The organism is Pseudomonas koreensis (assembly GCF_024169245.1).
Taxonomy (GTDB): domain Bacteria; phylum Pseudomonadota; class Gammaproteobacteria; order Pseudomonadales; family Pseudomonadaceae; genus Aquipseudomonas; species Aquipseudomonas koreensis_F.
Genome location: NZ_JALJWP010000001.1, coordinates 2,060,733 through 2,084,247, shown reverse-complemented (window position 1 = coordinate 2,084,247; position 23,515 = coordinate 2,060,733). Strand labels below are relative to the sequence as shown.

The window sequence follows — 23,515 nt, the reverse complement described above, 5'->3', positions numbered from 1 at the left end:
CGCTCCCACATTGGAAACACAGCGTATTCAAGGATTGTGTATGAATCAGCTTCCCGTCATCGACATCAGCCCGCTCTACAGCACCGATGAAAACGCCTGGCCCGCCGTGGCCGAGCAGATCGACCAAGCCTGTCGCGAGTGGGGCTTTTTCTATATCAAGGGCCATCCGATTTCCCCACAGCGCATCGACGCCCTGCTCGATCACGCCCAGCGCTTCTTCGCCTTGCCCGCCGCAGAAAAACTCAGAATCGACATCACCCAGACCCGCCATCATCGCGGCTACGGTGCGATTGCCACCGAGCAGCTGGACCCGTACAAACCCAGTGACCTCAAAGAGACCTTCGACATGGGCCTGCACCTGCCGGCCGAGCATCCCGAGGTGCTCGCGGAAAAACCCTTGCGCGGCCCCAATCGCCATCCGACGCAACCCGGCTGGGAATCGCTGATGGAGCAGCATTACCTCGACATGCAGGCGCTGGCGCAAACCCTGTTGCGGGCGATGACCATTGCGCTGGGCATCGAGCGCGATTTCTTCGATACGCGTTTTGTCGAACCGGTCAGCGTGTTGCGCATGATCCATTACCCGCCGCGTCACACCGCCAGTTCCGCCGAGCAGCAAGGCGCCGGTGCCCATACCGATTACGGCTGCATCACCCTGCTCTATCAGGACAGCGCCGGCGGTTTGCAGGTGAAGAACGTCAAAGGTGAATGGATCGACGCGCCACCGATCGACGGCACGTTCGTGGTCAACCTCGGCGACATGATGGCGCGCTGGAGCAACGACCGTTATCGCTCGACGCCACACCGGGTGATCAGCCCCCTGGGTGTGGATCGCTATTCGATGCCGTTCTTCGCCGAACCGCACCCGGACACGCGCATCGAATGCCTGCCCGGTTGTCAGGACACAGAGCATCCGGCGAAATATCCGACCACCACCTGTGCCGAATTCCTGCTGTCGCGCTTCGCCGATACCTACGCCTATCGCCGCGAGCAAGAGGCGGTTTGATCGATCACCTGGTCAGGTTTTGCTAATTGTTGCGGCCAGCCTCTGTAGAATGCCGGCATTGCACCTGATGAGAAAAGACTATGTACGACTGGCTCAACGCCCTGCCCAAAGCCGAACTGCACCTGCATCTGGAAGGTTCGCTGGAGCCTGAACTGCTGTTCGCCTTGGCCGAGCGCAACAAGATCGCCCTGCCGTGGAGCGACGTGGAAACCCTGCGCAAGGCTTACGCCTTCAACAACCTGCAGGAATTTCTCGACCTGTATTACCAGGGGGCCGATGTGCTGCGCACCTCGCAGGATTTCTACGACCTGACCTGGGCCTACCTGCTGCGCTGCAAGGCGCAGAACGTGATTCATACCGAACCGTTCTTCGATCCGCAAACCCACACCGATCGCGGCATCCCGTTTGAGGTGGTGCTCAACGGCATCGCCGCCGCCCTCAAGGATGGCGAGACGCAACTGGGCATCAGCAGCGGTTTGATCCTCAGCTTCCTGCGCCACCTCAGCGAAGACGAAGCACAGAAAACCCTCGATCAGGCGCTGCCGTTCCGTGACGCGTTTGTCGCGGTCGGTCTCGACAGTTCCGAGATGGGCCACCCACCGAGCAAGTTCAAACGCGTCTTCGATCGCGCCCGCGACGAAGGCTTCCTTACCGTCGCCCACGCCGGTGAAGAAGGCCCGCCGGAGTACATCTGGGAAGCCATCGATCTGCTGAAAATCCAGCGCATCGACCATGGCGTGCGCGCCATCGAAGACGAGCGCCTGATGCAGCGGATCATTGACGAGCAGATCCCGCTGACCGTATGCCCGCTGTCGAACACCAAGCTCTGCGTGTTCGATCACATGTCGCAGCACAACATCCTCGACATGCTCGAGCGCGGCGTGAAGGTCACGGTGAACTCCGATGACCCGGCGTATTTCGGCGGTTACGTGACCGAAAACTTCCACGCGCTGCACGAACATCTGGGCATGACCCAGGATCAGGCCAAGCGCCTGGCGCAGAACAGCCTGGATGCGCGGTTGGTAAAACCGTAAGCAACACCGCATAACCTGCATAACCCAATGTGGGAGCGAGCTTGCTCGCGAAAGCGGTGTGTCATCCAACGCAGATGTTGTTTGATACACCGCTTTCGCGAGCAAGCTCGCTCCCACAGTTTTGATCAGCGTTAGCCCGTGACTTCGGTTTCAGTAAGCTCTTCCAGGGTCTTGCCCCGCGTCTCCATCCCGAATAGCCACACCACCCCCGCCGCGATCGCAAAGCACGCCGCGCCCAGCGCGAACACCCCGCCCTGCCCGGTAATCGGGAATACCAGCCCGGTCACCAGTGGCCCGAGCAACGAACCGACGCGGCCGATCGCCGAGGCGAATCCCGAGCCGGTTGCCCGTGCCGACGTCGGGTACAGCTCTGGCGTGTAGGTGTAGAGCACCGCCCACATGCCGAACAGGAAAAACTGCATCAACAGCCCGGTGCCGATCAGCAACGCCACGTTGCCGCCGAACACCGCGCTCTGCCCATAGAGAAACGCCATCACCCCGCCGCCGAGCAAGGTGACGATGCACACCGGTTTACGTCCCCAGCGCTCGACCAGCCACGCCGCCATGAGGAATCCGGGAATCCCGCCGAGCGAGATCAGCACCGTGTAATACACCGACTGCGTCACGGCAAAACCCGACTGCTGCAGCAATGCGCTGAGCCAGGATGTCAGCCCATAGAAACCCAGCAATGCAAAGAACCACAGGCTCCAGATCATCGTCGTGCGCTGGCGATATTGCGGCGACCAGATCTGCTTGAGTGCTGAGAAGAAATTGCCCGGTGGCGTCACCGTGCGCGGCAGACGAACCGGTTCCGGCAACGCTGCACCGCCCATCGAAGCACGCACCCGCGCTTCGATGCCGTCCAGCACCTTGTCCGCGTCGGCGTCGCGGCCGGCCTGTTCCAGCCAGCGCGGTGACTCGGGAATGAAAAAGCGGATCGCCAGAACGAACACCGCCGGCACCGCCAGCACCAGAAAGATATCGCGCCAGCCAATCAGCGGCAGCAGGAAGTACGAGAGCACCCCGGCCGCGACAAACCCCAGCGGCCAGAAGCCGTCCATCAGGGCGATGTAGCGCCCGCGCCGCTGCGCCGGAATCAGCTCAGACAACATTGATTGTGCGATGGGAAACTCCATGCCCATGCCGATTCCCAGCAGGATGCGGAACAGCGTCAGCGTCTCCACCGTCTGCGCTGTTGAACACAGGTAACTGGCCACGCCCCATAGCACGATGCTCCACTGAAACACCGGTTTGCGTCCGAAGCGGTCGGCGAGCATCCCCGACAACGACGCCCCGAGCACCATGCCGAAAAAGCTCGAACTGGCCAGCAGCCCCGCCTGTGCACTGCTCAGCCCGAACTCGGCTTTGATCGAGCCGAGCAGGAAGGTCATCATCGCCAGATCCATGGAATCGAAGAAAAACGCCAGGGCGATGATGATGAAAATGACGCGGTGATAACCACTGACCGGCAGCCGTTCCAGGCGCTCTGCCGCGCTAAAGCGTTGTGTATTCATGTTGTGCTCCCCCATCCGGAAAATCCCCGGATCGAGTGTGCGTGATGGTCATTCGGAGGCCGTACTGGATGCGACCTGTTCACAGTCGTAGACGACGTTGCACCTCAGGTCATCGCAAAGGAAGGCTCTAGAACGCTGTTTCCAGCTCGGTTTCCTTGGCAAAGCGATGGATTTCGCGCTGGCCGGTGGCAGTCAACTGTAAAGCGCGAGAGTCGTTGGGCAAGGTCAGCCAGCCGGATTGCATGAACAACTGCAATAACGCCGCGCCCAGTGAGCCGCCCATGTGCGGACGGCGCTCGCTCCAGTCCGGGCAGGCGCAGGCGACCTGCACGTTGCGGTGCGCCAGGGCCTGAATGAATACGCCGCGCTGGGCCAGTTGAGTGGAGCCTTTGTGCGTCACTACCACCCGTTGCTCAAGCTGTTCGATCCAGCCGGCATCGAGCAGGCGCTGGTACAGATCGGCCGCCAGGGTGCCGCCCAGATGATCGTCGCAGAACCGCGCGCGCAACAGCGAAGACGGTGCTGCCTGCGGCCTGACCATTGGCGTGGCGCGTTTCAGCGCGGCGGGGATTTGCCGTGGCGCGCTGGCAATGGTGGCGCTGGCCAATGCTTCGATCGCCGCGCCAACTTCCGGGGCTGCCAGACGAAAGAAGCGTTTGCGCCCACGCATTTCGACGCTCAACAGACCACCCGCGGACAGTCGCCCCAGATGCGCACTGGCCGACGACGGCGAGAGCCCGGCCAGCAGCGCCAGCTCTTCGGCTTGCCGCGCCGAGCCATCCATCAACGCCCACATCATTGCGCTGCGCTTGGGGTCGGCCAGCAATGTAGCGATCTGGCTGATGCACGGTGCATGTTCCATATGTTCACTCCCTGTTGAATCGTATCGTCTACCGCTCGGAGACATCTTGGCCGCTATTGGGTCATCGGCCAACACGCGAAAATCGCCCTGAATCGGGGCAAGGCATGCCACCGACACAAGCTGCTCCGGCACACAACCTGGCAGCAGAAGTTGCAACCGTCACCAAAAGCCGGCAACGCGTTACGGGGTCTGCGCGCCGGGGTGTCAGTGCAGGCATGAGGCGGGCGCTAGTATAAGCGGGTTAAGCCAGACGTCCTGCGCCTGGGCCTGCGCAGGTGGCGATTGTTCCTGACAGAAATTTCTCTATTTGCCTGCGACTAATGATCAACTTTGTGGAAAGCGGGAAATTGACTACTCAATTCGGCGCATCGACTGGCGAGCATCTCCCTCAGCAGGTTCACCGGCTTACTCAATTGTGCGCGATGGGCGCACAACAGATTCAGCGGTGCGCGCTCACACAGCAGTTCTGGCATTAGTACCTTGAGGCGCCCGGCGAGCACATCGGTACCCACGTCGAGCCAGGACTTATAGGCGATCCCGGCACCGGCCAGCGCCCATAACCGCACCACGTCGGCGTCATCGCTGAAGCGATCGCCGCTGACGGTCAGACTGACTTCGCGCTTGCCATCGTGAAAACTCCAGTGGTCGTGAACGCGGCTGCCGAGCATGTACAACAGGCAGTTGTGCTGGGCCAGTTGCTCGAGCTGGCGCGGCTCGCCGTGTCGGGCCACATAGTCGGGCGATGCGCACAACACCCGGCGATTGTGTGGCGCGATGGGCAAGGCAATCAGGCTGGAATCTTCCGGCTCGCCATAGCGCAAGGCGATGTCCACCGGTTGCCGAAACAGGTCGGCGATGCGGTCACCCAGCAGCAGGCGCACCGTCAGTTTCGGGTGTTCCCGCTGAAATGCATCGAGCCACGGCAGCAGCAGATTGCGCCCGAAATCAGAGGGTGCTGAAAGCTGCAAAATCCCGCTGACCTGATCCTGACCGCTGGCCAGCAAGCGCCGGCCTTCTTCGAGGTTGCTCAGGGCGGCGCGGGCATATTCGAGGAAGCCTTCACCCTCGGCGGTCAGACGCAGGCTGCGGGTCGAACGCGCCAGCAGGCGTGCGCCCAGTTGCTGCTCGATGCGCTTCAACGCCGCACTGGCCACGGCTGCGGACATGTCCATCCCCCGCGCTGCCGCTGACAGGCTGCCGAGATCTGCGGCGCGGACAAACAACTGCAGGTCATCAAAACGCAGCATGCTCAGTCTCGATTATCAAAAAAATATTGAAAGAGACTGCTCTTTTAGCCGGTTTTATCGCGCAGAGAAATAGCCAATTATGGCCTCCATTGAATTCATCCCGATTTCCTTCTATCAACAGTACGGAGCCCTCCATGAAAGCCATCGCCTATTACGCGTCCCTGCCGATCAGCGACGCCAGGTCGCTGCAGGACATTGAACTGCCGGAACCGGTCGCCGGCCCCCGCGACCTGCTGGTGGAGGTCAAAGCCATCTCGGTCAACCCGGTCGACACTAAAGTGCGGCAGAACGCGGCGCCGGAAAACGGCGCGGCGAAAGTGCTGGGCTGGGACGTTGCCGGTGTGGTCAAGGCGGTCGGCAGCGACGTAACCCTGTTCAAAGCGGGCGACAAGGTGTTCTACGCCGGTTCGATTGCCCGGGCCGGTGGCAACAGCGAACTGCACGTGGTCGATGAGCGCATCGTCGGCCACATGCCCAAATCCTTGAATTTTGCCGAAGCCGCCGCGCTGCCGCTGACCGCGATCACCGCTTGGGAATTGCTTTTCGAGCGCCTGCAGATCAGCGAAGGCAGCACCGATCAAGGCCAGAGCCTGCTGATCGTCGGTGCGGCGGGCGGCGTCGGCTCGATCCTCACCCAATTGGCCAAACAGCTGACCGGCCTGAAAGTCATCGGCACCGCTTCCCGCCCACAAACCCGTGAGTGGGTCAGTGAACTGGGTGCCGATCTGGTCATCGATCACAGCCAGCCCCTGAGCGAAGAATTGAAACGCGCCGGCATCGACAGCGTGACCCACGTCGCCAGCCTGACCCAGACCGACCAGCATCTGGTGCAACTGGTCGAAGCCCTCGCGCCGCAAGGCAAACTGGCGCTGATCGACGATCCGAAGTCGCTCGACATCAGCCTGCTCAAGCGCAAGAGCCTGTCGCTGCACTGGGAGTTCATGTACACCCGCTCGCTGTTCGAAACGCCGGACATGATCGAACAGCACAAGCTGCTCAACCGCGTCGCCGAGCTGATTGACGCCGGTACCTTGAAGACCACGCTGGGCGAGCACTTCGGCGGGATCAACGCGGCCAACCTGCGGCGCGCCCATGAGCTGCTGGAAAGCGGCAAGGCCAAGGGAAAAATTGTTTTAGAAGGTTTCTAAACAATAAAAGCCCCGCAGTCGCTCGTCATGCCAGAGCGGTTACGGGGCTTTTTGCCGTCAGTCAGTTGCCTGACCCTTGTCACAATTGCGCGCAGATAGGGGTCTACAATCGAAGCCTCTGCGATACATCTTTTACGCAAGGGAGGTCAGCAATGAAGATCCTGATAAAAGAAGTGGCGAAGTCTCAGTGGCAGGTACGTCTGGACCAGCATGTCGTGACCTTTCGCAGTGAAGCCGAAGCTTTGGCCTTCACGCGCACCCTCGAAGCGCGACTCTGCGCGCCCCACCGGATCCCCGAACCCAGCCAGCAGCGCGCCGCCGGCTGAGCTTTCCAGGCAGGGCTTCAAATCCGGGCTTGCGCCAGCGCCCGGGCATTCTGCAGACGCCGGGTGAGAAGCGCGACGCTTACCACCAGCAACCCGCACAGGCTGATGACCATGGCCATCGGCACGGCGCTGCCATCGTGCAACACACCCACCAATGCAGCTGCCCCGGCGGCAATGCTGAATTGCAGGCAACCGAGCATCGCCGAAGCGCTGCCAGCACGGGCACCCTGACCGTTCATCGCGCAGGCCGAGGCGTTGGGAATGATGCAACCGAGGCTGGCGATGCAGATGAACAGTGGAATCAGCAGCGGCCACAGGGCATCAGGACGCATCTCACTCACCGCCAGCAACGTCAGCCCGGCGAGGAAGTACACCCACACCGCGCGCACCAGCAGAAACGCCGGGCCACGCTTGGCGAGCAGACGCGCATTGACCTGCGCTACCAGAATGAAGCCTGCCGCGTTGGTGCCGAACAGCCAGCCGAAATGCTCGGCCGGTACGCCGTAGAGCTTGATGAACACAAACGGTGAACCGGCGATGTAGGCGAACATCCCGGCGATGGCAATGCCACCGGTCAGGGCATGGCCGAGGTAGACCGAATCCTTGACCAGTCGCGCGTACTGGCGCAATGCGCCGGACAACGGCTGGCGCGGCACGTGGGCCGGCATGCTTTCCGGCAGCCCCAGTGCCACCGCCAGACCCGCCGCCGCACTGAAGCCGGTGAGCACCAGAAAAATCGACTGCCAACCCGTGGTGTTGACCAGCAGCCCACCGAGCATCGGCGCCAGAATCGGCGCCAGGCCCATCACCAGCATCAGCTGGGAAAACACCTTCGCCGAGCCCACCGCGTCGCACTTGTCGGCAACCACCGCCCGGGAAATCACCATGCCCGCGCAACCGCCCAATGCCTGGACGAAACGCGCGCCGATCAGCCATTCCAGATTCGGCGCATAGGCGCAAGCGAATGACGCCAGGGTGAACAGGGCAACGCCGCTGAGCAGCGGAAGGCGCCGGCCGAAACGATCGGAAATCGGCCCGTACGCCAGTTGGCCCAGGGACAGGCCGAGGAAGTACGCCGCCAGCGTCAGCTGAACATGCTGCTCATCGGTGCCGAACGCCAGCGCCATGGCCGGAAACGCGGGTAAATAGAAGTCGATCGCCAAAGGACCGAAGGCGCTCAAGGCGCCGAGTATCAAAATCGTGCGGAAATTCATCAGGCATCCAGGTGGGCAAGTCGCAGCCCGACAGTCTAGCCGTGCCCGGACGCCTTGAACATTCCGATAGCTCGCTAACGATCAATTTCAGACGAGCTTCACCTCATAACCTTCTTCGCGAATCGCTGCGATGACCTGATCGGCATTCAGCGCGCTCTCGACGCCGACTTCTTTGGCTGCCAGGTCGACGCGCACGCTGGCCGCCGGATCCAGAGCCTGCACCGCTTGGGTGATGGCTTTGACGCAATGACCGCAGGACATGCCTTGAACGTTGAACACTTGCATGGGAAAGACTCCTTGAGTGAGGTTGCCGGCAGTCTCGAGCTTGCCACGATGGCAAGGTCAAGTTCTGCGAAAAACTGCCGGGCTGGCAATCGGCGCCGCGCTCGGCCAAGCTGCGTGCATCAATGACTCGAATTCAGGAGATTCAGCCATGCGCTGGTCAGCTTTGAGCCTGTTTGGCTTGCTCAGCCTTTTCGCCGCCGTCCCGCAGGTGCAAGCCGCCGGCGAGGATTACGCGGTACTGATCATTTCCCGCGAGCGCCTCGAAGTTGCGACTTCGTGCGAGATCGGCGTGTACATCGAGGACCAGCTCTCGGCGCGCCTGTTCCAGGAGCAGAGCACTTCGTTCAACCTGCCGCCGGGCAAGGTTTCGCTGCGTTTGAAACTGCTGCCGGGCCAGGCGCCGGGTTGCAATCCCGGCATGCTGGCGCCGGGTTCGCAGGAAGTCGTGCTGCATGCCGGGGATGTGCTGAAGTTCCGCCTGGCGATGAATGCTGAAGGCGTGTACCTGAAGCCGGCTGGCCTGGGTTACTGAGCCAATACCCGACCTGTGGGAGCGCGCCTGCTCGCGAAAGCGCCGGGCAGTCAACATGATTGCTGAATGATGCACCGCATTCGCGAGCAGGCTCGCTCCCACAAGAATGGTGCTTGACCTTGCCCGCATGGCAAGGTTGATCCTGTAGGCATCCACTACAGGGAGCGCGACCGATGTCCGAATCCACCACTTTCGACCTGCCGATTGCCGGCATGACCTGCGCCAGTTGCGCCGGGCGTGTCGAGCGGGCCTTGCGCAAGGTCAGCGGCGCCAGCGCCGTCAGCGTCAACCTCGCCACCGAGCAGGCGCGAGTGCAGGCGCCCGGCGACAGCCTGCCGGCGCTGATGCAAGCCGTGGAGCGCGCCGGTTACAGCGTGCCCCGGCAAACCGTCGAGCTGAGCATCGACGGCATGACCTGTGCGTCCTGCGTCGGTCGCGTCGAACGTGCCTTGAGCAAAGTCGCCGGCGTGAACAGTGTCAGCGTTAATCTGGCCAACGAACGTGCGCATATCGAACTGCTCGGCCAGGTCGATGCACAAACCCTGCTCGATGCGGTGAGCAAGGCCGGTTATTCGGCCAGCGTCTGGCAAGCCGAGCGGGCACAATCCGATGACCAGCAAAAACGTCTGCACCGTGAGCGCTGGGCATTGATCTGCGCGATCGCCCTCGCCCTGCCGCTGGTGCTGCCGATGTTGCTGCAGCCGTTCGGCATTCACTGGATGCTCCCGGCCTGGGCGCAGTTCGCCCTCGCCACACCCGTGCAATTCATCTTCGGCGCACGCTTTTATGTCGCGGCGTGGAAAGCCGTGCGCGCCGGCGCCGGCAACATGGACCTGCTCGTCGCCCTCGGCACCAGCGCCGGTTATGGGCTGAGCGTGTATGAATGGGCCAGCGCCGCCGGACGCATGCCGCACCTGTACTTCGAAGCCTCGGCCGTGGTCATCGCCCTGGTATTGCTCGGCAAATATCTTGAGAGCCGCGCCAAACGCCAGACCGCCAGCGCCATCCGCGCCCTCGAAGCACTGCGGCCGGAGCGGGCGATTCAAGTGATCGATGGCCGTGAGCAGGACGTCGCGATCAGCGCCCTGCGCCTCGACGATCTGGTGCTGGTCAAACCCGGCGAACGCTTCCCGGTGGATGGCGAAGTCGTCGAAGGCCAGAGCCACGCCGACGAAGCGCTGATCAGCGGCGAGAGCCTGCCGGTGCCGAAACAACCGGGAGACAAGGTCACCGGCGGCGCGATCAATGGCGAAGGTCGTTTGCTGGTGCGCACCCAGGCCCTCGGTGCGGAAACTGTGCTGGCGCGGATCATTCGTCTGGTCGAGGACGCGCAAGCGGCGAAAGCGCCGATTCAGAAACTGGTGGACAAGGTCAGCCAGGTCTTCGTGCCGACCGTGTTGCTGATCGCCCTGGCCACGCTGATCGGCTGGTGGCTGTATGGCGCGCCGCTGGAAACCGCGTTGATCAATGCCGTCGCCGTGCTGGTGATCGCCTGCCCGTGCGCCCTCGGCCTCGCCACCCCGACGGCGATCATGGCCGGTACCGGCGTCGCCGCGCGCCACGGCATTTTGATCAAGGACGCCGAAGCGCTGGAGCGCGCCCATGAAGTCAGCACTGTGGTATTCGACAAGACCGGCACGCTGACCTCGGGCGCGCCGCGTATCGCGCACTTCAGCGCGGTCGATGGCGACGAAAACAATCTGCTGACACTGGCCGGTGCCTTGCAGCGCGGCAGCGAGCATCCCTTGGCCAAAGCAGTGCTCGATGCAGCGGCCGAACGCGGCTTGAACGTGCCCGATGTCAGCGACAGCCAGGCGCTGACCGGACGCGGCATCGCCGGCACGCTTGATGGCCGGCGCCTGGCGCTGGGCAATCGGCGGATGCTCGACGAAAGCGCTTTGAGTCCCGGTGACTTGAGCGCATCCGCCGAGGCTTGGGAAAGCGAAGGCCGCACATTGTCGTGGTTGATTGAGCAAAGTTCTGAACCGAAGGTGCTGGGTCTGTTCGCCTTCGGTGACACGCTGAAACCCGGCGCCCTGCAAGCGATGCAACAACTCGCCGCGCGGGACATCCACAGCCATCTGCTGACCGGCGACAACCGTGGCAGCGCGCGCGTGGTGGCCGAAGCGCTGGGCATCCGCAATGTTCACGCCGAAGTGCTGCCGGCAGACAAGGCCGCGACCGTCGCCGAGCTGAAGAAAACCGGTGTGGTCGCGATGGTCGGCGACGGCATCAACGACGCCCCGGCCCTCGCCGCTGCGGACATCGGCATCGCCATGGGCGGCGGCACCGATGTCGCCATGCATGCAGCCGGCATCACCTTGATGCGCGGCGATCCGCGACTGGTGCCCGCGGCACTGGAGATCAGCCGCAAGACCTACGCGAAGATTCGTCAGAACCTGTTCTGGGCCTTTGTCTATAACCTGATCGGCATTCCGCTGGCGGTATTCGGCTTCCTCAATCCGGTGCTGGCGGGTGCGGCGATGGCGCTGTCGAGCGTCAGCGTGGTGAGCAATGCGCTACTGTTGAAAACCTGGAAACCCAAGGACCTGGAGGAACACCGATGAACATCGGCCAAGCGGCCCGGCAGAGTGGCCTGAGTGCAAAAATGATTCGCTATTACGAGTCGATCGGCCTGCTCAAAGCGGCCAATCGCACCGACAGTGGTTATCGAGTCTATGGCAGCGATGACCTGCACACGCTGGCGTTCATCAAGCGCTCGCGGGATCTGGGCTTTTCCCTGGAGGAGGTCGGCAAGCTGCTGACCCTCTGGCAGGATCGCCAGCGCGCGAGCGCCGATGTGAAGGCACTGGCGCGCCAGCACATCGACGAGTTGAACCAGAAGATCCGCGAGCTCGGCGAGTTGCGCGACACCCTGCAGGATCTGGTCGAGCACTGCAGCGGTGATCACCGCCCGGATTGCCCGATCCTCAAGGAACTGGCGTCGGGCTGCTGCGCGCAACCCGCTCGCGCCTGATCCGCAACAGCGTCACCACGCACAGGGTGCCGAGGGGAATGCCGTGGAACAGCATGACCACGGCCCCTGGCGTCCACCACGCATAGAACGGTGCGGCAACCAGCATGCCGATGCCGAAACCGGTCATCTGCAGCAAGGTCAGCACACTGAAAATCGGCAGGCGCAAAGCCGCAGGTTCCCGTTGCAGCCGTGACAGCAGGCTCACTTCGGAAACGCCATCGCCCATTCCCGCTGGCAAGGCGAACAGCAGCAGCCCCAGGAGACTGTGTTGCTGGAACATCAGGATGAAGCCGCAGGACATCAGCGCCACACCGCAGAAAAACCTGCGTTCGAGATGGCGATTCTCCGAGCCCTTCAGACGACTGGCGATGCGCGCGCCGAGCAGTTTGCCGCTGGCCCATACCGCCAGCGCCAGGCCCAACGTCGTGCTGGCCGCGTCCGGGGTGAGCAGTTTCGCAATGATCGGGAAGCCAACATTATGCGCAGCACTGCCCAAGGTGTCGGCCATGGTGACTGCAAGCATCGCCGCGACCACCGGCGCCGAGCGCAAGCCCTGCCGAAGTGCAAACCATTCGCCGCGTTCCGGCTGTTCGCTGATGTCTGCTTTCTCGAAACGCAGTGGCACGATCAGCAGCGCGGCGAGCAGATAGGTCAACGCGTTGAGGGCGAAAACCGTTTCGAAACCGAAAGCGGCCACCAGCAAACCCGACACCAGACTGCCGCCAACCATCGCGGCTGAAGAGGCTGAGGTGATCCAGGCGTTGGCCTTGAGCAGGTGCGCCGGGTCGATCAAGCGCGGCAACTGGCTGTTGAGGCCGATGGCGAACATTGAATTGCCCAGGCCAAGGCCGAATGCAATGAACGGCAACAGCCATGTCTGCTGATTCGCCGGTGTGACCAACAGCAGCCCCAGCAGTGCAGCGCGCAACAGATCGAAAGCAATCAGCGGCGCGCGGCCCTGCCAGCGCCGGTAGAAGCGCGTGCCGATAAGACTGGCGAAAATCCCGCCACCGACACGGCTGGCGAGGAAGAAGCCGACACTCATGGCGCTGTTGCTCAGCAGATAAACGTAAGTGGCCAGCGCGACCATGTTGAGGAAGGCGCCGAAATCGGAGATCAGCCGGGCGCTGACGATCAGGTGGGTGTTGCGCGGGGTACTCACATACGGTCCTTGTAGGAGCTGCCGAAGGCTGCGATCTTTTGATCTGCCCTTTAAAAGCAACAGCAAAGATCGCAGCCTTCGGCAGCTCCTACAAGGGCATGCTCGCGTTTGCGGAAAAAGCGCAGGCACAAAAAACCCGGCCGAAGCCGGGTTTCTCGTCAGGCGATCACTGCATCCACGGCGGTGGAGGCGGTTCTTCGGGTTTGCCTTTCGGCGCTTCGTCCGCCGCGCGAATGGCTTGCTTGCGTTCCTCGTCGAGGCGCGCCGCTTCGATCTCTCGCAGCACCCCGCCGACATCGGCCAAGTCCTCCGGATCGTCGAACTCGCCGGTCAGCACACTGTTCGGGTGCAAGGTGCCGGCTTCGTACAACGCCCACATTTCCTTGGCGTACTTGGTCTTTTTCAACTCCGGCGCGAAACGGCCGAAGTACGAAGCCATGTTGCCAACGTCACGCTCAAGCATGCTGAACGCGTGGTTGTTGCCTGCAGCGTCGACTGCCTGGGGCAGGTCGATGATGACCGGGCCGGTCGGTGTCAGCAGCACGTTGAACTCGGAGAGGTCACCGTGCACCAGACCGGTACACAACATCAGCACGATCTGCGAAATCAGGAACGCGTGATACTCGCGCGCCTGATCCGGCTCCAGCACCACATCGTTCAGACGCGGCGCGGCGTCGCCGAATTCATCCGCCACCAGCTCCATCAACAGCACGCCGTCGAGGAAGTCGTAGGGTTTCGGCACTCGCACGCCGGCACCGGCCAAACGGAACAGCGCCGCCACTTCGGCGTTCTGCCAGGCGTCTTCGGTCTCTTTGCGACCGAACTTGGACCCCTTTGCCATGGCCCGCGCCTGACGACTGTTACGAACCTTGCGGCCTTCCTGATACTCGGCCGCCTGGCGGAAACTGCGTTTATTCGCCTCCTTGTAGACCTTGGCGCAACGTAACTGATTGCCGCAGCGCACTACATAAACAGCTGCCTCTTTGCCACTCATCAGTGGACGCAGCACTTCGTCGACCAGACCGTCCTCGATCAGGGGTTCAATGCGTTTTGGAGTCTTCATCAGCTTTTATTGTGGGTCCTTTATTACCAAACACGCGAATGTCACTCGTTATACGGCAATCCTCGCCCGACGGGGAGGGGTTGCCGACCTGTGAACCTTGAGGATGCACACACTGTGCCGGATCGAACGTAGCGACCGGGGCGAATCATAGCCGAGACCGTGGCATTGATTGGTATCGGCCGGCAAGGGCATTTGCGACAGAATCTGACATAAATGGTGTGACCTGATGGCCCTCACCCCAGCCCTCTCCCAGAGGGAGAGGGGGCCGACCGAGATGTCTCCCGTAATACATCGACCTGAGAGACCGCAGCGATTATGGCTTTAATCGCAACTTTGGATTCGGTGAAGGACGCTCAGGTCGGCGTCGATTTCAAGCATCCCCCACTCGGTCCCCTCTCCCTTTGGGAGAGGGTTAGGGTGAGGGGCTTTTTCAGCGTTCGATAATGGCAGTGACACCCTGCCCGCCTGCCGCACAGATCGAAATCAATCCCCGGCCCTTGCCGGCCGCATCCAGCAGCTTGGCCAGGTTCGCCACAATCCGTCCGCCCGTCGCGGCGAACGGATGCCCCGCCGCCAGCGAACTGCCCTTGACGTTGAGCCGACTGCGATCAATCGATCCCAGCGGTACGTCGAGTCCCAAACGGGTTTTGCAATATTCGGGATCTTCCCAGGCCTTGAGCGTGCACAACACCTGCGCGGCGAAGGCTTCGTGAATCTCGTAGTAGTCGAAATCCTGCAAGGTCAGGCCGTTGCGCGCCAGCAAGCGTGGCACGGCGTACACCGGCGCCATCAGCAGGCCCTCGGCACCGTTGACGAAATCCACCGCCGCCGCTTCGCCGTCGCGCAGGTAAGCGAGGATCGGCAAGCCGCGCTCTTTGGCCCATTCCTCAGTGCCAAGCAACACCACCGAAGCGCCATCGGTGAGCGGCGTGGAGTTGCCCGCCGTCAACGTGCCCTTGGCGCTCTTCTCGAACGCCGGTTTCAGCGCGGCGAGTTTTTCCAGGGTCAGGTCCGGACGCAGGTTGTTGTCGCGGGTCAGGCCAAGAAACGGCGTCATCAGATCGTTGTGCCAGCCTTCGCTGTAGGAAGCGGCGAGTTTGTGATGACTTTCGAAGGCGAGTTGATCCTGTTCTTCGCGGGGAATATTCCAGGTCTGCGCCATCAATTCACAGTGTTCACCCATCGACAGGCCAGTGCGCGGCTCGCCGTTGCGCGGGAATTCAGGGATCAGGTGCCGGGGGCGCAGCTGCAGCAGGGTTTTCAGTTTTTCGCCGGTGCTCTTGGCGCGGTTGGCTTGCAGGAGAATCCTGCGCAACCCTTCGCTGACGCTGATCGGCGCATCGGAAGTGGTGTCGACGCCGCCGGCAATCCCGCAATCGATCTGGCCGAGGGCGATCTTGTTGGCCACCAGCAACGCCGCTTCCAGACCCGTGCCGCAGGCTTGCTGAATGTCATAGGCCGGCGTCGCTGGAGACAGGCGCGAGCCGAGCACGCACTCGCGGGTCAGGTTCATATCCCGTGACAATTTAAGCACCGCGCCCGTTACCACCTCGCCGATGCGTTGGCCATGCAGGTTGTAGCGCTCGATCAGGCCTTCCAGCGCGGCCGTCAGCATCGCCTGATTGCTGGCCGTGGCGTACGGCCCGTTGGAACGGGCGAAAGGGATGCGGTTACCGCCGATGATCGCGACGCGGCGCAGCTGGGTCATAAAAGCTCCTTAGAAAAGTTCTGGTTGAAACAACCCTGTGGGAGCGAGCTTGCTCGCGAAGACGGCAACACATTCACCACTGTTACTGGCTGATACGAAGCCTTCGCGAGCAAGCTCGCTCCCACAGGGTCCGCGCATGTCTGCAATACCTGCTAAACCTGAATGTTCCAGCGTAGGCCTTAATGCGCCGATCGAACGATTGATTGCCGTGGACAGTCCACACTTTGAACCCCAACTTCTGGAGAGCGTTCCATGTCTGACCGCTATATCGACTTCGCCAACTCATCCTTCGGCCATCGTCTGGTCGGGGCCTTGGGCCTGCCGTCGCCGGTGCGGCTGGAACGCTGGCAAGCGGGGCGTCTGCGGCCGATCGAGGGTGCGCTGTTGATCGGTGGCGGGCCACTGGCCGAGCGGATCAGTGTCTTTGCCAATCGCTTGACCGATGCAATCTACAGCTACGGCACCGAGCCCTCGCTGGCCACCGCATGGATTCCCGGCCACGGGCCGAAACTCAAAGCGGTGGTCTTCGACGCCAGCGATCTGCAGCACACCGACCAGCTCAAGCAGTTGCGCGAATTCTTCCAGCCATTGATGAAGAATCTTGACCATAGCGCGCATCTGGTGATCCTTGGTCGCGCGCCGGAATCCCTGCGTGATCCGTTCGCCTCCAGCGCACAACGCGCACTCGAAGGCTTCTCGCGCTCGCTGGCCAAGGAGCTGCGCGGCGGCGGCACGTTGCAGTTGATCTACGTCGGTGAAGGTGCCGAAGATCAATTGGAAGGCCCACTGCGATTCTTCCTCTCGCCGAAAAGTGCATTCGTTTCCGGCCAGGTAATTCGTCTGGCCGCGTGCGCCACGCCGGTGGCCGACTGGACCCGACCGCTGGCCGGGCGCAAGGCACTGGTTACCGGTGCTGCGCGGGGCATTGGCGCGTCGATCGCAGAAACCCTCGCGCGCGATGGCGCCGAGGTTATCCTCCTCGATGTGCCGCCGGCCAAGACCGACCTCGAAGCCCTCGCCGCCCGCCTCGGCGGCCGCGCGATCACCCTCGATATCTGCGCCGATGATGCCGCCACGCAATTGATCGAGCACCTGCCCGACGGCCTCGACATCCTCGTGCACAACGCCGGCATCACCCGCGACAAGACCCTGGCCAACATGACCCCGGAATTCTGGGACGCAGTGCTGGCCGTCAACCTCAATGCGCCCCAAGTGCTGACCAAGGCCCTGCTCGACAGCGGCACCCTGCGCGACAACGCACGGGTGGTCCTGCTCGCCTCGATCAGCGGCATCGCCGGCAATCGCGGGCAGACCAACTACGCGGCAAGCAAGGCTGGCCTGATCGGTCTGGCCCAGGCCTGGGCTCCGACACTGCTGGAACGCGGGATCAGCATCAACGCCGTCGCCCCCGGTTTTATCGAGACGCAAATGACTGCGCACATTCCGTTCGGTTTGCGCGAGGCCGGGCGGCGCATGAGTTCACTGGGGCAGGGCGGCTTGCCGCAAGACGTCGCCGAAGCCGTGGCGTGGTTGGCGCAACCGGGCACGGGCGCGTTCACCGGGCAGGCGCTGCGAGTCTGTGGGCAAAGTGTTCTGGGGGCTTGAGCATGAGCATCGAATGGCAAACGCTGGACCGCGAACCGAGTCTGCCGGGGCTTTATTCGCGGGCGGCGACACGGCGCAAAATCACCGGCACGCAACTGCCCGAGAGCGGTCTGCGCTGCTGGGTCGATATCGACCGCAAGCGGCTGGCGGCTTATCGCAAGGTCTGCGGTTTCGTTGATGACGGCCTGCTGCCGCCGACCTATCCACACATCCTCGCCTTCGCCTTGCAGATGCAATTGCTCACGGCCAAGGACTTTCCGTTCCCGCTGCTCGGGCTGATTCACCTGAGCAACCGCATTCGCGTGTTGCGCCCGATGGGGGCTATCAGTCGCGCGCAAGTCAGCGTTCGCGTGCACAACCTGCAGCCACATGCCAAGGGCGCGACGTTCGATCTGCTCACCACCCTGGACGATCAGCTCGGGCCGCTGTGGGAGGCTGAGAGCCGGATGCTCTGTCGCGGCGTGAAACTTGAGGGCGAGGCGCAGGCTCAGGACTGGGAGCTGTCGCAGGATTTGCTAGAGGTGACGCGCTGGACGGCGCCGGCGGATATAGGTCGCCAGTATGCGAAAGTCTCCGGCGACTACAACCCGATTCACCTGAGTGCAGCGAGCGCCAAGCTGTTCGGTTTTCCCACGGCGATCGCGCATGGCTTGTGGAACAAGGCACGCACGCTGGCGGCGCTCTCTGATCACCTGCCCAAAGCCAACCTGGAAATCGCCGTGCACTTTCACAAACCGGTGCGCCTGCCCAGTGAAGTGACGTTGCTGGCGAGCGCAGCAGGCTCCAGCGGCGAATTGCGCCTGATCGGTGCTGGCGATCTGGAACATATGGTCGGCCAATGGCAACCGATCGCCTGATCTGACGGGGCGGAAAAACCCGTTAATTGTGTATATATCACTTAAGTTTTTCCGCGCCGTGCCCGCCGCTTAGCAAAAAATCGAGCCTTGAATTTCAAGGCTTTTTTTTGCGCGTTTATCACCTGCGTATTAGTCCTTCGGCATTGCGCCGGGCCTTGTATATAAAGGGGTTAATACCAACTTGAGAATGGTGCAAAACCTGCGATCGACTGAGATTACCAGTACGGACGAGGCATCGCCGACGACAGATCGGCGGGCCATCGAAGGCAACGTAACGTTGTGACAGGTGCAGGAATCTCAATCATGAAAACTCAAGTGATGTGGTCCAAATCGGCAATCGCGCTGGCACTGATTCTTTCTGTCGGCCTCGTCGGCTGCAGCAGCGGCGGTGGCGGTCATCGCAGCAGCTCGGGCAGTTCGACAGCGGACGGCACGGCGGGTACCGATGGCAGCGGTGGCGCGGGTGGCGGAGCCGGCGGCGATACTGCCGGCACAGGCGGCGGCACCGGTGGTACTGGCGGCACGGGCGGCGGCACCGATCCGACCAATCCAACCAATCCAACCAATCCGACAGACCCGACCGATCCCACCAACCCGACCAATCCCGCTGCACCTTCGCTGGTGACCACAACACTTGTTCAGGATGTCGGCAAAACCGTCAGCGGTGTCGGCGATGGCGTCGGCCAGATCGGCGATTCGCTGAGCACTGTTCCGGTCGCTGGCGGCATCGTCCAAAGCCTGGCCAACACCACTGGCAACGTGGTCAGCACCTTGGGCGATGGCGTCACTGATGGCATCGGCAAACTGGCCACTGACCCCAATGGCCTGACCACCACCGTGGCCTCGCTTGGCGGCGTGGTTTCCGATGTTGGCGACGGCGTGTCGGACCTCAGCGTCAAACTGAACACAACGACCCGCAGCGTTCCCGTCGTTGGCGGCGTAGTCACCCGCGTGGCGCCGCTGGTCGATGGCATCGGTGAAAAAGTCACCATGCTTGGCGACACCCTCAACACCACGCTCAGCAACGGCCCGACCAGCCAGTTGACCAACAAGGTCGGCAGCGGCCTGGTGCCGGTGATCGCCATGGTCGAAAGCACCACCGACAAACTCGGCGATGCCACAGGTCTGGGTGATCCGCTCAAAGGCGTGATCTCGAAGGTCGGCGGCACTGTGAACAGCCTGGGCGGCAAGGTCACCGACGCAGGCAACGGCAGTGCCCTGACCAACACCCTCGGCGGCGCCTTGAGCAACGCCGGCACGGCGGTCGGCAAAGCGGGCGGTCTGGTGTCCAACGGCACTGGCTCAGGTACCGGTGGCGTCGGTGGTGGTCTGGGCGGCACCGGCCTGCTGCAAACCGTCGGTGGCGCGGTGGTCAACGTTGGCACCGGTCTGAATGCCGGCAGCACCAGCGGCGTGGTCAGTGCCGGTGGCGTTACCGCGGGTGGCCTGGGCAACGTAGTCGCTTCGCTCAACACCGTACTCGGTGGCTCGGGCACACCGATCACCACTCCCACTTCGCCGCTGGCAAGCGTTGGCGCCGCAGTGGGAGCAGGTCTCAACCCTGTGACCAGCGCGGTCACCACTGTGACTCAACAGGTCGGCGCTGCCACCGGTCTCGGCACTCCGGTTGCCGGTATCACCGGCCAGGTGGGCGCTGCGGTGGGCGGCCTCGGCGGGGCGATTGCCGCGACCAACACCCCGGTGACCACGGCAGTCGGTGGGCTGGTTACCAATGTCGGCGGCACCGTGGCGGCCGTCGGTGGGCTGGTCAACAGCGGCACTGCCACTGGCGGTACAACTGGCGGTCTGGGCGGGGTACTCGGCGGCCTGACCGGCGCGCTGGGCGGCAACAAACGCTAAATTGCACCTGGCCGATTCGACGGCCTTACCTACAGCGCCTACGCTTGGTTGAGGGCGGAAGATTCCCACGAGTCTTCCGCCTTTTTTCTAAGGAAAAAACTGCCCTGTGCTGTGTTCTGACCATGGAGTGTCCTATGCGCGTACTGGCATCCCTGCTGTGCCTGAGCCTCAGTTCCGCTGCCCTCGCCGACACCTTGCCCAGTTTTCTCAACAGCAACGAAACCACCCGCAACCTGCCCGTCCCCAACCTTCCTGCCGACGCCTATCGCCCGAGCGCGGCGCCGCTGCAAGTGCCCGACCCGGGCGCGACCGCCGCGCAGCCACTGTTGATGGAAACCAAGGTCAACCTACAGACCGTGCAGATCGAAGGCGGCACGATTTACCCGCTCAACGAATTGGCGCAAATCTACAAGCCACTGATCGGCCGCCAGGCCAGCCTTGCCGAACTGATCGAAGCAACGCGCAACATCACCCGTCGCTATCAGCAGGATGGCTATCTGTTGTCCTACGCGTTTCTGCCGCAACAGAACTTCGATGACGGCGTGGCGCGGGTGGTGCTGGTTGAAGGCTACGTGCGCGATATCCAGATGCAGGGCGACATCGGCCGGGTCAAAGGCCTGCTCGACAAACTCGCCGCGAAAATCCAGGCCGAACGCCCGCTGACGCGCAAGACCTTCGAACGCTACACCACGCTGATGAGCCGCATTCCCGGCGTGACGATTCAAGCGCAGGTGCCGCCACCGGGCACCACCGATGGCGCGACCACCCTGGTCGCCCAGGCCAGCCGCAAACCGTTCACCAGCACCCTGAGCACCACCGAAGACAATCGCAATGGGCCGCAGGCACTGCTCGGTGTCAGCAGCAATTCGCAGACCTCGATGGGCGAACAATTGAGCCTCAGCGGCCTGTTTCCTCCGGGCGACGACAAAGAGCATTACTACCGTCTCGACTACAGCCAGTTCCTCGACGCCGAAGGCACGCAACTCAACGTCTCGGCCTCGCGTTATCGCGCCGACCCGGACACCGAAGTGCTGGTGGGCGGCGGTGGACGCTTGAGTACCCACCGCGAGAATGATCGCTACTCGATCGGCTTCAGCATGCCCCTGATCGCCTCCGCCAACGAACTGCTGACCGCCGGCTCGCGCCTCTACGCAGTCGACGACAAGACGCGCTACGACGGCGTCAACTTCCCCTTCAGCACCGAGCTGCGCACCGACGTCCGCGCCCTCGCCTTCGAAGGCGACTGGCGCAAGGCCGATGCCCGCCAACTGCGCATCCTCAGCGCCGGCGTCTACCAGGGTTTCGACAGCCTCGGCGCGAACACCAACTACGACGACATCGATCTGGATTTCTTCCGCGTGAGACTGTCCGGCGTGCAGAGCGACAAGTTTCTCGACAACTGGCAAGGCGTGCTCTCGGCAGCGCTGTACTGGAGCGAGGACACCTTGCCCGACAGCGAACGCGCGGTGTTCGGCGGACAGAATTTCGGCCGTGGCTACCCCGACGATCAGGCCTCGGGCGACAAGGGCTGGGGCGTGGCTTACGAGGTCAACTACAGCTTCAACCGCGAGGGCAACTGGGTGCGCATCCTGCAACCCTACGTAGTACTCGATCGCTCGCGCAGCTGGTTCAACCAACTGCCGGTGCAGGCCAACAACCTGTCATCCACCGCCGTCGGGCTGAGGTTCGGCGATGCCAGGTACTACAACATCGCCCTGGAAGTGGCGAAGGCCATGTCCGATGAAGCGCTGGACACGTTCAATCGCAAGCCGCGGTACAGCATCAGTTTCAGTTATCAGCTGTAAGAGCCGAGCGGTGTGTCAGTCAGGATTTTTTCAGCTGACACACCGCTTTCGCGAGCAGGCTCGCTCCCACAGATTCAGCGGTGTCCACGGTTCCTGAGTCCAACCGCCGTCCCTGTGGGAGCGAGCCTGCTCGCGAAAGGGTTCGGCTATTCAACCGATTTATCGCACCGCTTAAACCGTTCGTTTAAACACACGCCTCGTTACCGCGCAACAGCCCACAAATCCTTGCGCCATTACCTACGGCTACGCCAGAATCCGCCGGCTTGTGCGTCTGGGGCGCGGGTTCTATCGTTTGCCTGCCACTGCTCATCAGTGGTCGGGTTTAGTCGCCCGCTTGTCCACGACGCACAGGTTCCTGTCAGCCAGGTATTGCATACCTGCACTTGATGGTGGCTGTGCGCAGGGCGCCTCCGGGCGCGCCGATTTCGTGGCTCATCGGTCGACTAACCTGCGTGCAGCTGCCTCCCTTTCGTTTAGTCGCGAACCGGTTGCGGCCCAACTCCCCAAGGAGACTGAGCCCGTGAAAAAGATGACACCCGATCCACCCCTTGCCGATCCGACCTTCGCCGACCCGCTCCTCGAAGCGCAAAAGCTCAAGGAAGCCGCCGACCGCGCCATCGATTACTACCTCAACCCCCGCCTCATCAAAGACCCTGCCACACCGCGCAAACCCAGCACCCTGTTCTTCGTCGACCCAGCGGCGGACAACGAAACCCTGCTGGTCCATGCCTGTGAATCACTGGCCTCGGCGAGCATCATGGCCAGCGACCTGGCCGGATTTATCGATGGACCGCAGCGCAGCTCCCTGTTGGGGATACAGCAGGTGATCATGCTGGGCGAACTGGCGGTCAACCGCGTACTGGACAGGCTTGTGCCGGAGTGACAAGAGCAAGGGCTTCATTGCGCAGGTGGTGAGTCAGGCAGAGCATTTTTGGCTGGCGGGCCGCCTTCGCTGGCAAGCCAGCTCCCACAGGATTGATGTACATCAGGCAGGAATGGGTTGGCTGGCAGGGCGCTATCGCGAGCAGGCTCACTCCTACAGTTTTGATCGGGGGTATTCAGTGAGAGACAGGTCGGCTGGCAGGGCGCTTTCGCGAGCAGGCTCGCTCCCACAGAACAGCAAAATCAAAAATCAAAAGATCGCAGCCTTCGGCAGCTCCTACACGATGAGCGTTAGCTCGAGTACCGCTTTTGATTTTGATCCACGGGCGACGTCGGAAGGCTGAGTGGAGGGATTGATCCGGGCGTGGGAGCGCAGCGACCGTCTGGCGCAGCCAGACACAGCGGAAGGAGGTGCAGCGAAGCAAACC

Annotated in this window: 20 protein-coding genes; 12 read left to right on the top strand and 8 right to left on the bottom strand. The window is 62.4% G+C overall.

Translation table 11 applies throughout. From position 1 onward, the window contains the following. The first annotated feature begins 40 nt into the window (after positions 1-40). Positions 41-1,006 (top strand): 2-oxoglutarate and iron-dependent oxygenase domain-containing protein, encoded by a 966-nt coding sequence (locus J2Y90_RS09360; RefSeq protein ID WP_253498801.1) that lies wholly within the window; start codon positions 41-43, stop codon positions 1,004-1,006. An 80-nt stretch (positions 1,007-1,086) separates the two neighbouring features. Then, positions 1,087-2,040, top strand: coding sequence for an adenosine deaminase (locus J2Y90_RS09355; RefSeq protein WP_024011466.1), 954 nt, complete (start codon positions 1,087-1,089; stop codon positions 2,038-2,040). A gap of 131 nt (positions 2,041-2,171) precedes the next feature. Here J2Y90_RS09355 and J2Y90_RS09350 read toward each other — a convergent pair whose 3' ends face one another. From J2Y90_RS09350 to J2Y90_RS09340, 3 genes are all read right to left on the bottom strand, one after another. Continuing rightward, positions 2,172-3,554, bottom strand: coding sequence for an MFS transporter (locus J2Y90_RS09350; RefSeq protein ID WP_253498798.1), 1,383 nt, complete (start codon positions 3,552-3,554; stop codon positions 2,172-2,174). A gap of 127 nt (positions 3,555-3,681) precedes the next feature. Further along, the gene (locus J2Y90_RS09345) at positions 3,682-4,416 is read right to left on the bottom strand and encodes an ArsR/SmtB family transcription factor (protein ID WP_253498797.1); all 735 of its coding nucleotides are present in this window, start codon (positions 4,414-4,416) and stop codon (positions 3,682-3,684) included. Between the two features lie 317 nt (positions 4,417-4,733). Next, positions 4,734-5,663: a LysR family transcriptional regulator gene (locus tag J2Y90_RS09340; protein ID WP_253498796.1), complete on the bottom strand. Its 930-nt coding sequence runs from the start codon at positions 5,661-5,663 to the stop codon at positions 4,734-4,736. 134 nt (positions 5,664-5,797) lie between these two features. On the opposite strand from J2Y90_RS09340, the gene J2Y90_RS09335 reads away from it, so the two are divergent. Then, positions 5,798-6,811 (top strand): zinc-binding alcohol dehydrogenase family protein, encoded by a 1,014-nt coding sequence (locus J2Y90_RS09335; protein WP_253498795.1) that lies wholly within the window; start codon positions 5,798-5,800, stop codon positions 6,809-6,811. A gap of 152 nt (positions 6,812-6,963) precedes the next feature. After that, positions 6,964-7,137, top strand: a complete 174-nt coding sequence (locus J2Y90_RS09330) for a hypothetical protein (RefSeq protein WP_016771823.1) — start codon at positions 6,964-6,966, stop codon at positions 7,135-7,137. Positions 7,138-7,154: 17 nt separating this feature from the next. On the opposite strand, the gene J2Y90_RS09325 is transcribed toward J2Y90_RS09330, so the two are convergent. After that, positions 7,155-8,351, bottom strand: coding sequence for a multidrug effflux MFS transporter (locus tag J2Y90_RS09325; protein WP_253498794.1), 1,197 nt, complete (start codon positions 8,349-8,351; stop codon positions 7,155-7,157). Between the two features lie 87 nt (positions 8,352-8,438). Beyond that, positions 8,439-8,636 (bottom strand): heavy-metal-associated domain-containing protein, encoded by a 198-nt coding sequence (locus J2Y90_RS09320; RefSeq protein WP_253498793.1) that lies wholly within the window; start codon positions 8,634-8,636, stop codon positions 8,439-8,441. A 148-nt stretch (positions 8,637-8,784) separates the two neighbouring features. Here J2Y90_RS09320 and J2Y90_RS09315 point away from each other — a divergent pair, with 148 nt between their 5' ends. From J2Y90_RS09315 to cueR, 3 genes are all read left to right on the top strand, one after another. Continuing rightward, on the top strand, positions 8,785-9,168 hold the full coding sequence (locus J2Y90_RS09315; protein ID WP_253498792.1) for a hypothetical protein: 384 nt from the start codon (positions 8,785-8,787) through the stop codon (positions 9,166-9,168). A gap of 173 nt (positions 9,169-9,341) precedes the next feature. Continuing rightward, positions 9,342-11,735: a copper resistance metal-translocating P1-type ATPase CueA gene (gene cueA, locus J2Y90_RS09310; RefSeq protein ID WP_253498791.1), complete on the top strand. Its 2,394-nt coding sequence runs from the start codon at positions 9,342-9,344 to the stop codon at positions 11,733-11,735. After that, positions 11,732-12,145, top strand: a complete 414-nt coding sequence (cueR, locus tag J2Y90_RS09305; RefSeq protein ID WP_016771827.1) for a Cu(I)-responsive transcriptional regulator — start codon at positions 11,732-11,734, stop codon at positions 12,143-12,145. The genes cueA and cueR overlap by 4 nt, the downstream gene beginning before the upstream one ends. Here cueR and J2Y90_RS09300 read toward each other — a convergent pair. From J2Y90_RS09300 to J2Y90_RS09290, 3 genes are all read right to left on the bottom strand, one after another. Further along, complete coding sequence (locus tag J2Y90_RS09300) at positions 12,099-13,307, bottom strand: MFS transporter (RefSeq protein WP_253498788.1); 1,209 nt, start codon at positions 13,305-13,307, stop codon at positions 12,099-12,101. The two genes, cueR and J2Y90_RS09300, sit on opposite strands and share 47 nt — an antisense overlap. A gap of 166 nt (positions 13,308-13,473) precedes the next feature. Continuing rightward, complete coding sequence (locus J2Y90_RS09295) at positions 13,474-14,370, bottom strand: PA4780 family RIO1-like protein kinase (RefSeq protein WP_253498786.1); 897 nt, start codon at positions 14,368-14,370, stop codon at positions 13,474-13,476. Between the two features lie 430 nt (positions 14,371-14,800). Beyond that, positions 14,801-16,078: an acetyl-CoA C-acetyltransferase gene (locus tag J2Y90_RS09290; protein ID WP_253498784.1), complete on the bottom strand. Its 1,278-nt coding sequence runs from the start codon at positions 16,076-16,078 to the stop codon at positions 14,801-14,803. Positions 16,079-16,330: 252 nt separating this feature from the next. Between J2Y90_RS09290 and J2Y90_RS09285 the strand changes: the two genes are divergently transcribed. From J2Y90_RS09285 to J2Y90_RS09265, 5 genes are all read left to right on the top strand, one after another. Beyond that, positions 16,331-17,683 (top strand): 3-oxoacyl-ACP reductase, encoded by a 1,353-nt coding sequence (locus tag J2Y90_RS09285; RefSeq protein ID WP_253498782.1) that lies wholly within the window; start codon positions 16,331-16,333, stop codon positions 17,681-17,683. 2 nt (positions 17,684-17,685) lie between these two features. Beyond that, a complete protein-coding gene (locus J2Y90_RS09280; RefSeq protein WP_253498780.1) occupies positions 17,686-18,540 on the top strand; it encodes a MaoC family dehydratase in 855 nt (284 codons plus the stop codon). A 303-nt stretch (positions 18,541-18,843) separates the two neighbouring features. Continuing rightward, the gene (locus J2Y90_RS09275) at positions 18,844-20,400 is read left to right on the top strand and encodes a collagen-like triple helix repeat-containing protein (RefSeq protein ID WP_253498778.1); all 1,557 of its coding nucleotides are present in this window, start codon (positions 18,844-18,846) and stop codon (positions 20,398-20,400) included. Positions 20,401-20,534: 134 nt separating this feature from the next. Beyond that, positions 20,535-22,205 carry a ShlB/FhaC/HecB family hemolysin secretion/activation protein gene (locus tag J2Y90_RS09270; RefSeq protein WP_253498776.1) on the top strand — a complete coding sequence of 557 codons (1,671 nt, stop codon included), beginning with the start codon at positions 20,535-20,537 and terminating at the stop codon, positions 22,203-22,205. 520 nt (positions 22,206-22,725) lie between these two features. Beyond that, positions 22,726-23,088 carry a DUF6124 family protein gene (locus tag J2Y90_RS09265; RefSeq protein WP_429460166.1) on the top strand — a complete coding sequence of 121 codons (363 nt, stop codon included), beginning with the start codon at positions 22,726-22,728 and terminating at the stop codon, positions 23,086-23,088. The last annotated feature ends 427 nt before the right edge of the window (positions 23,089-23,515 follow it).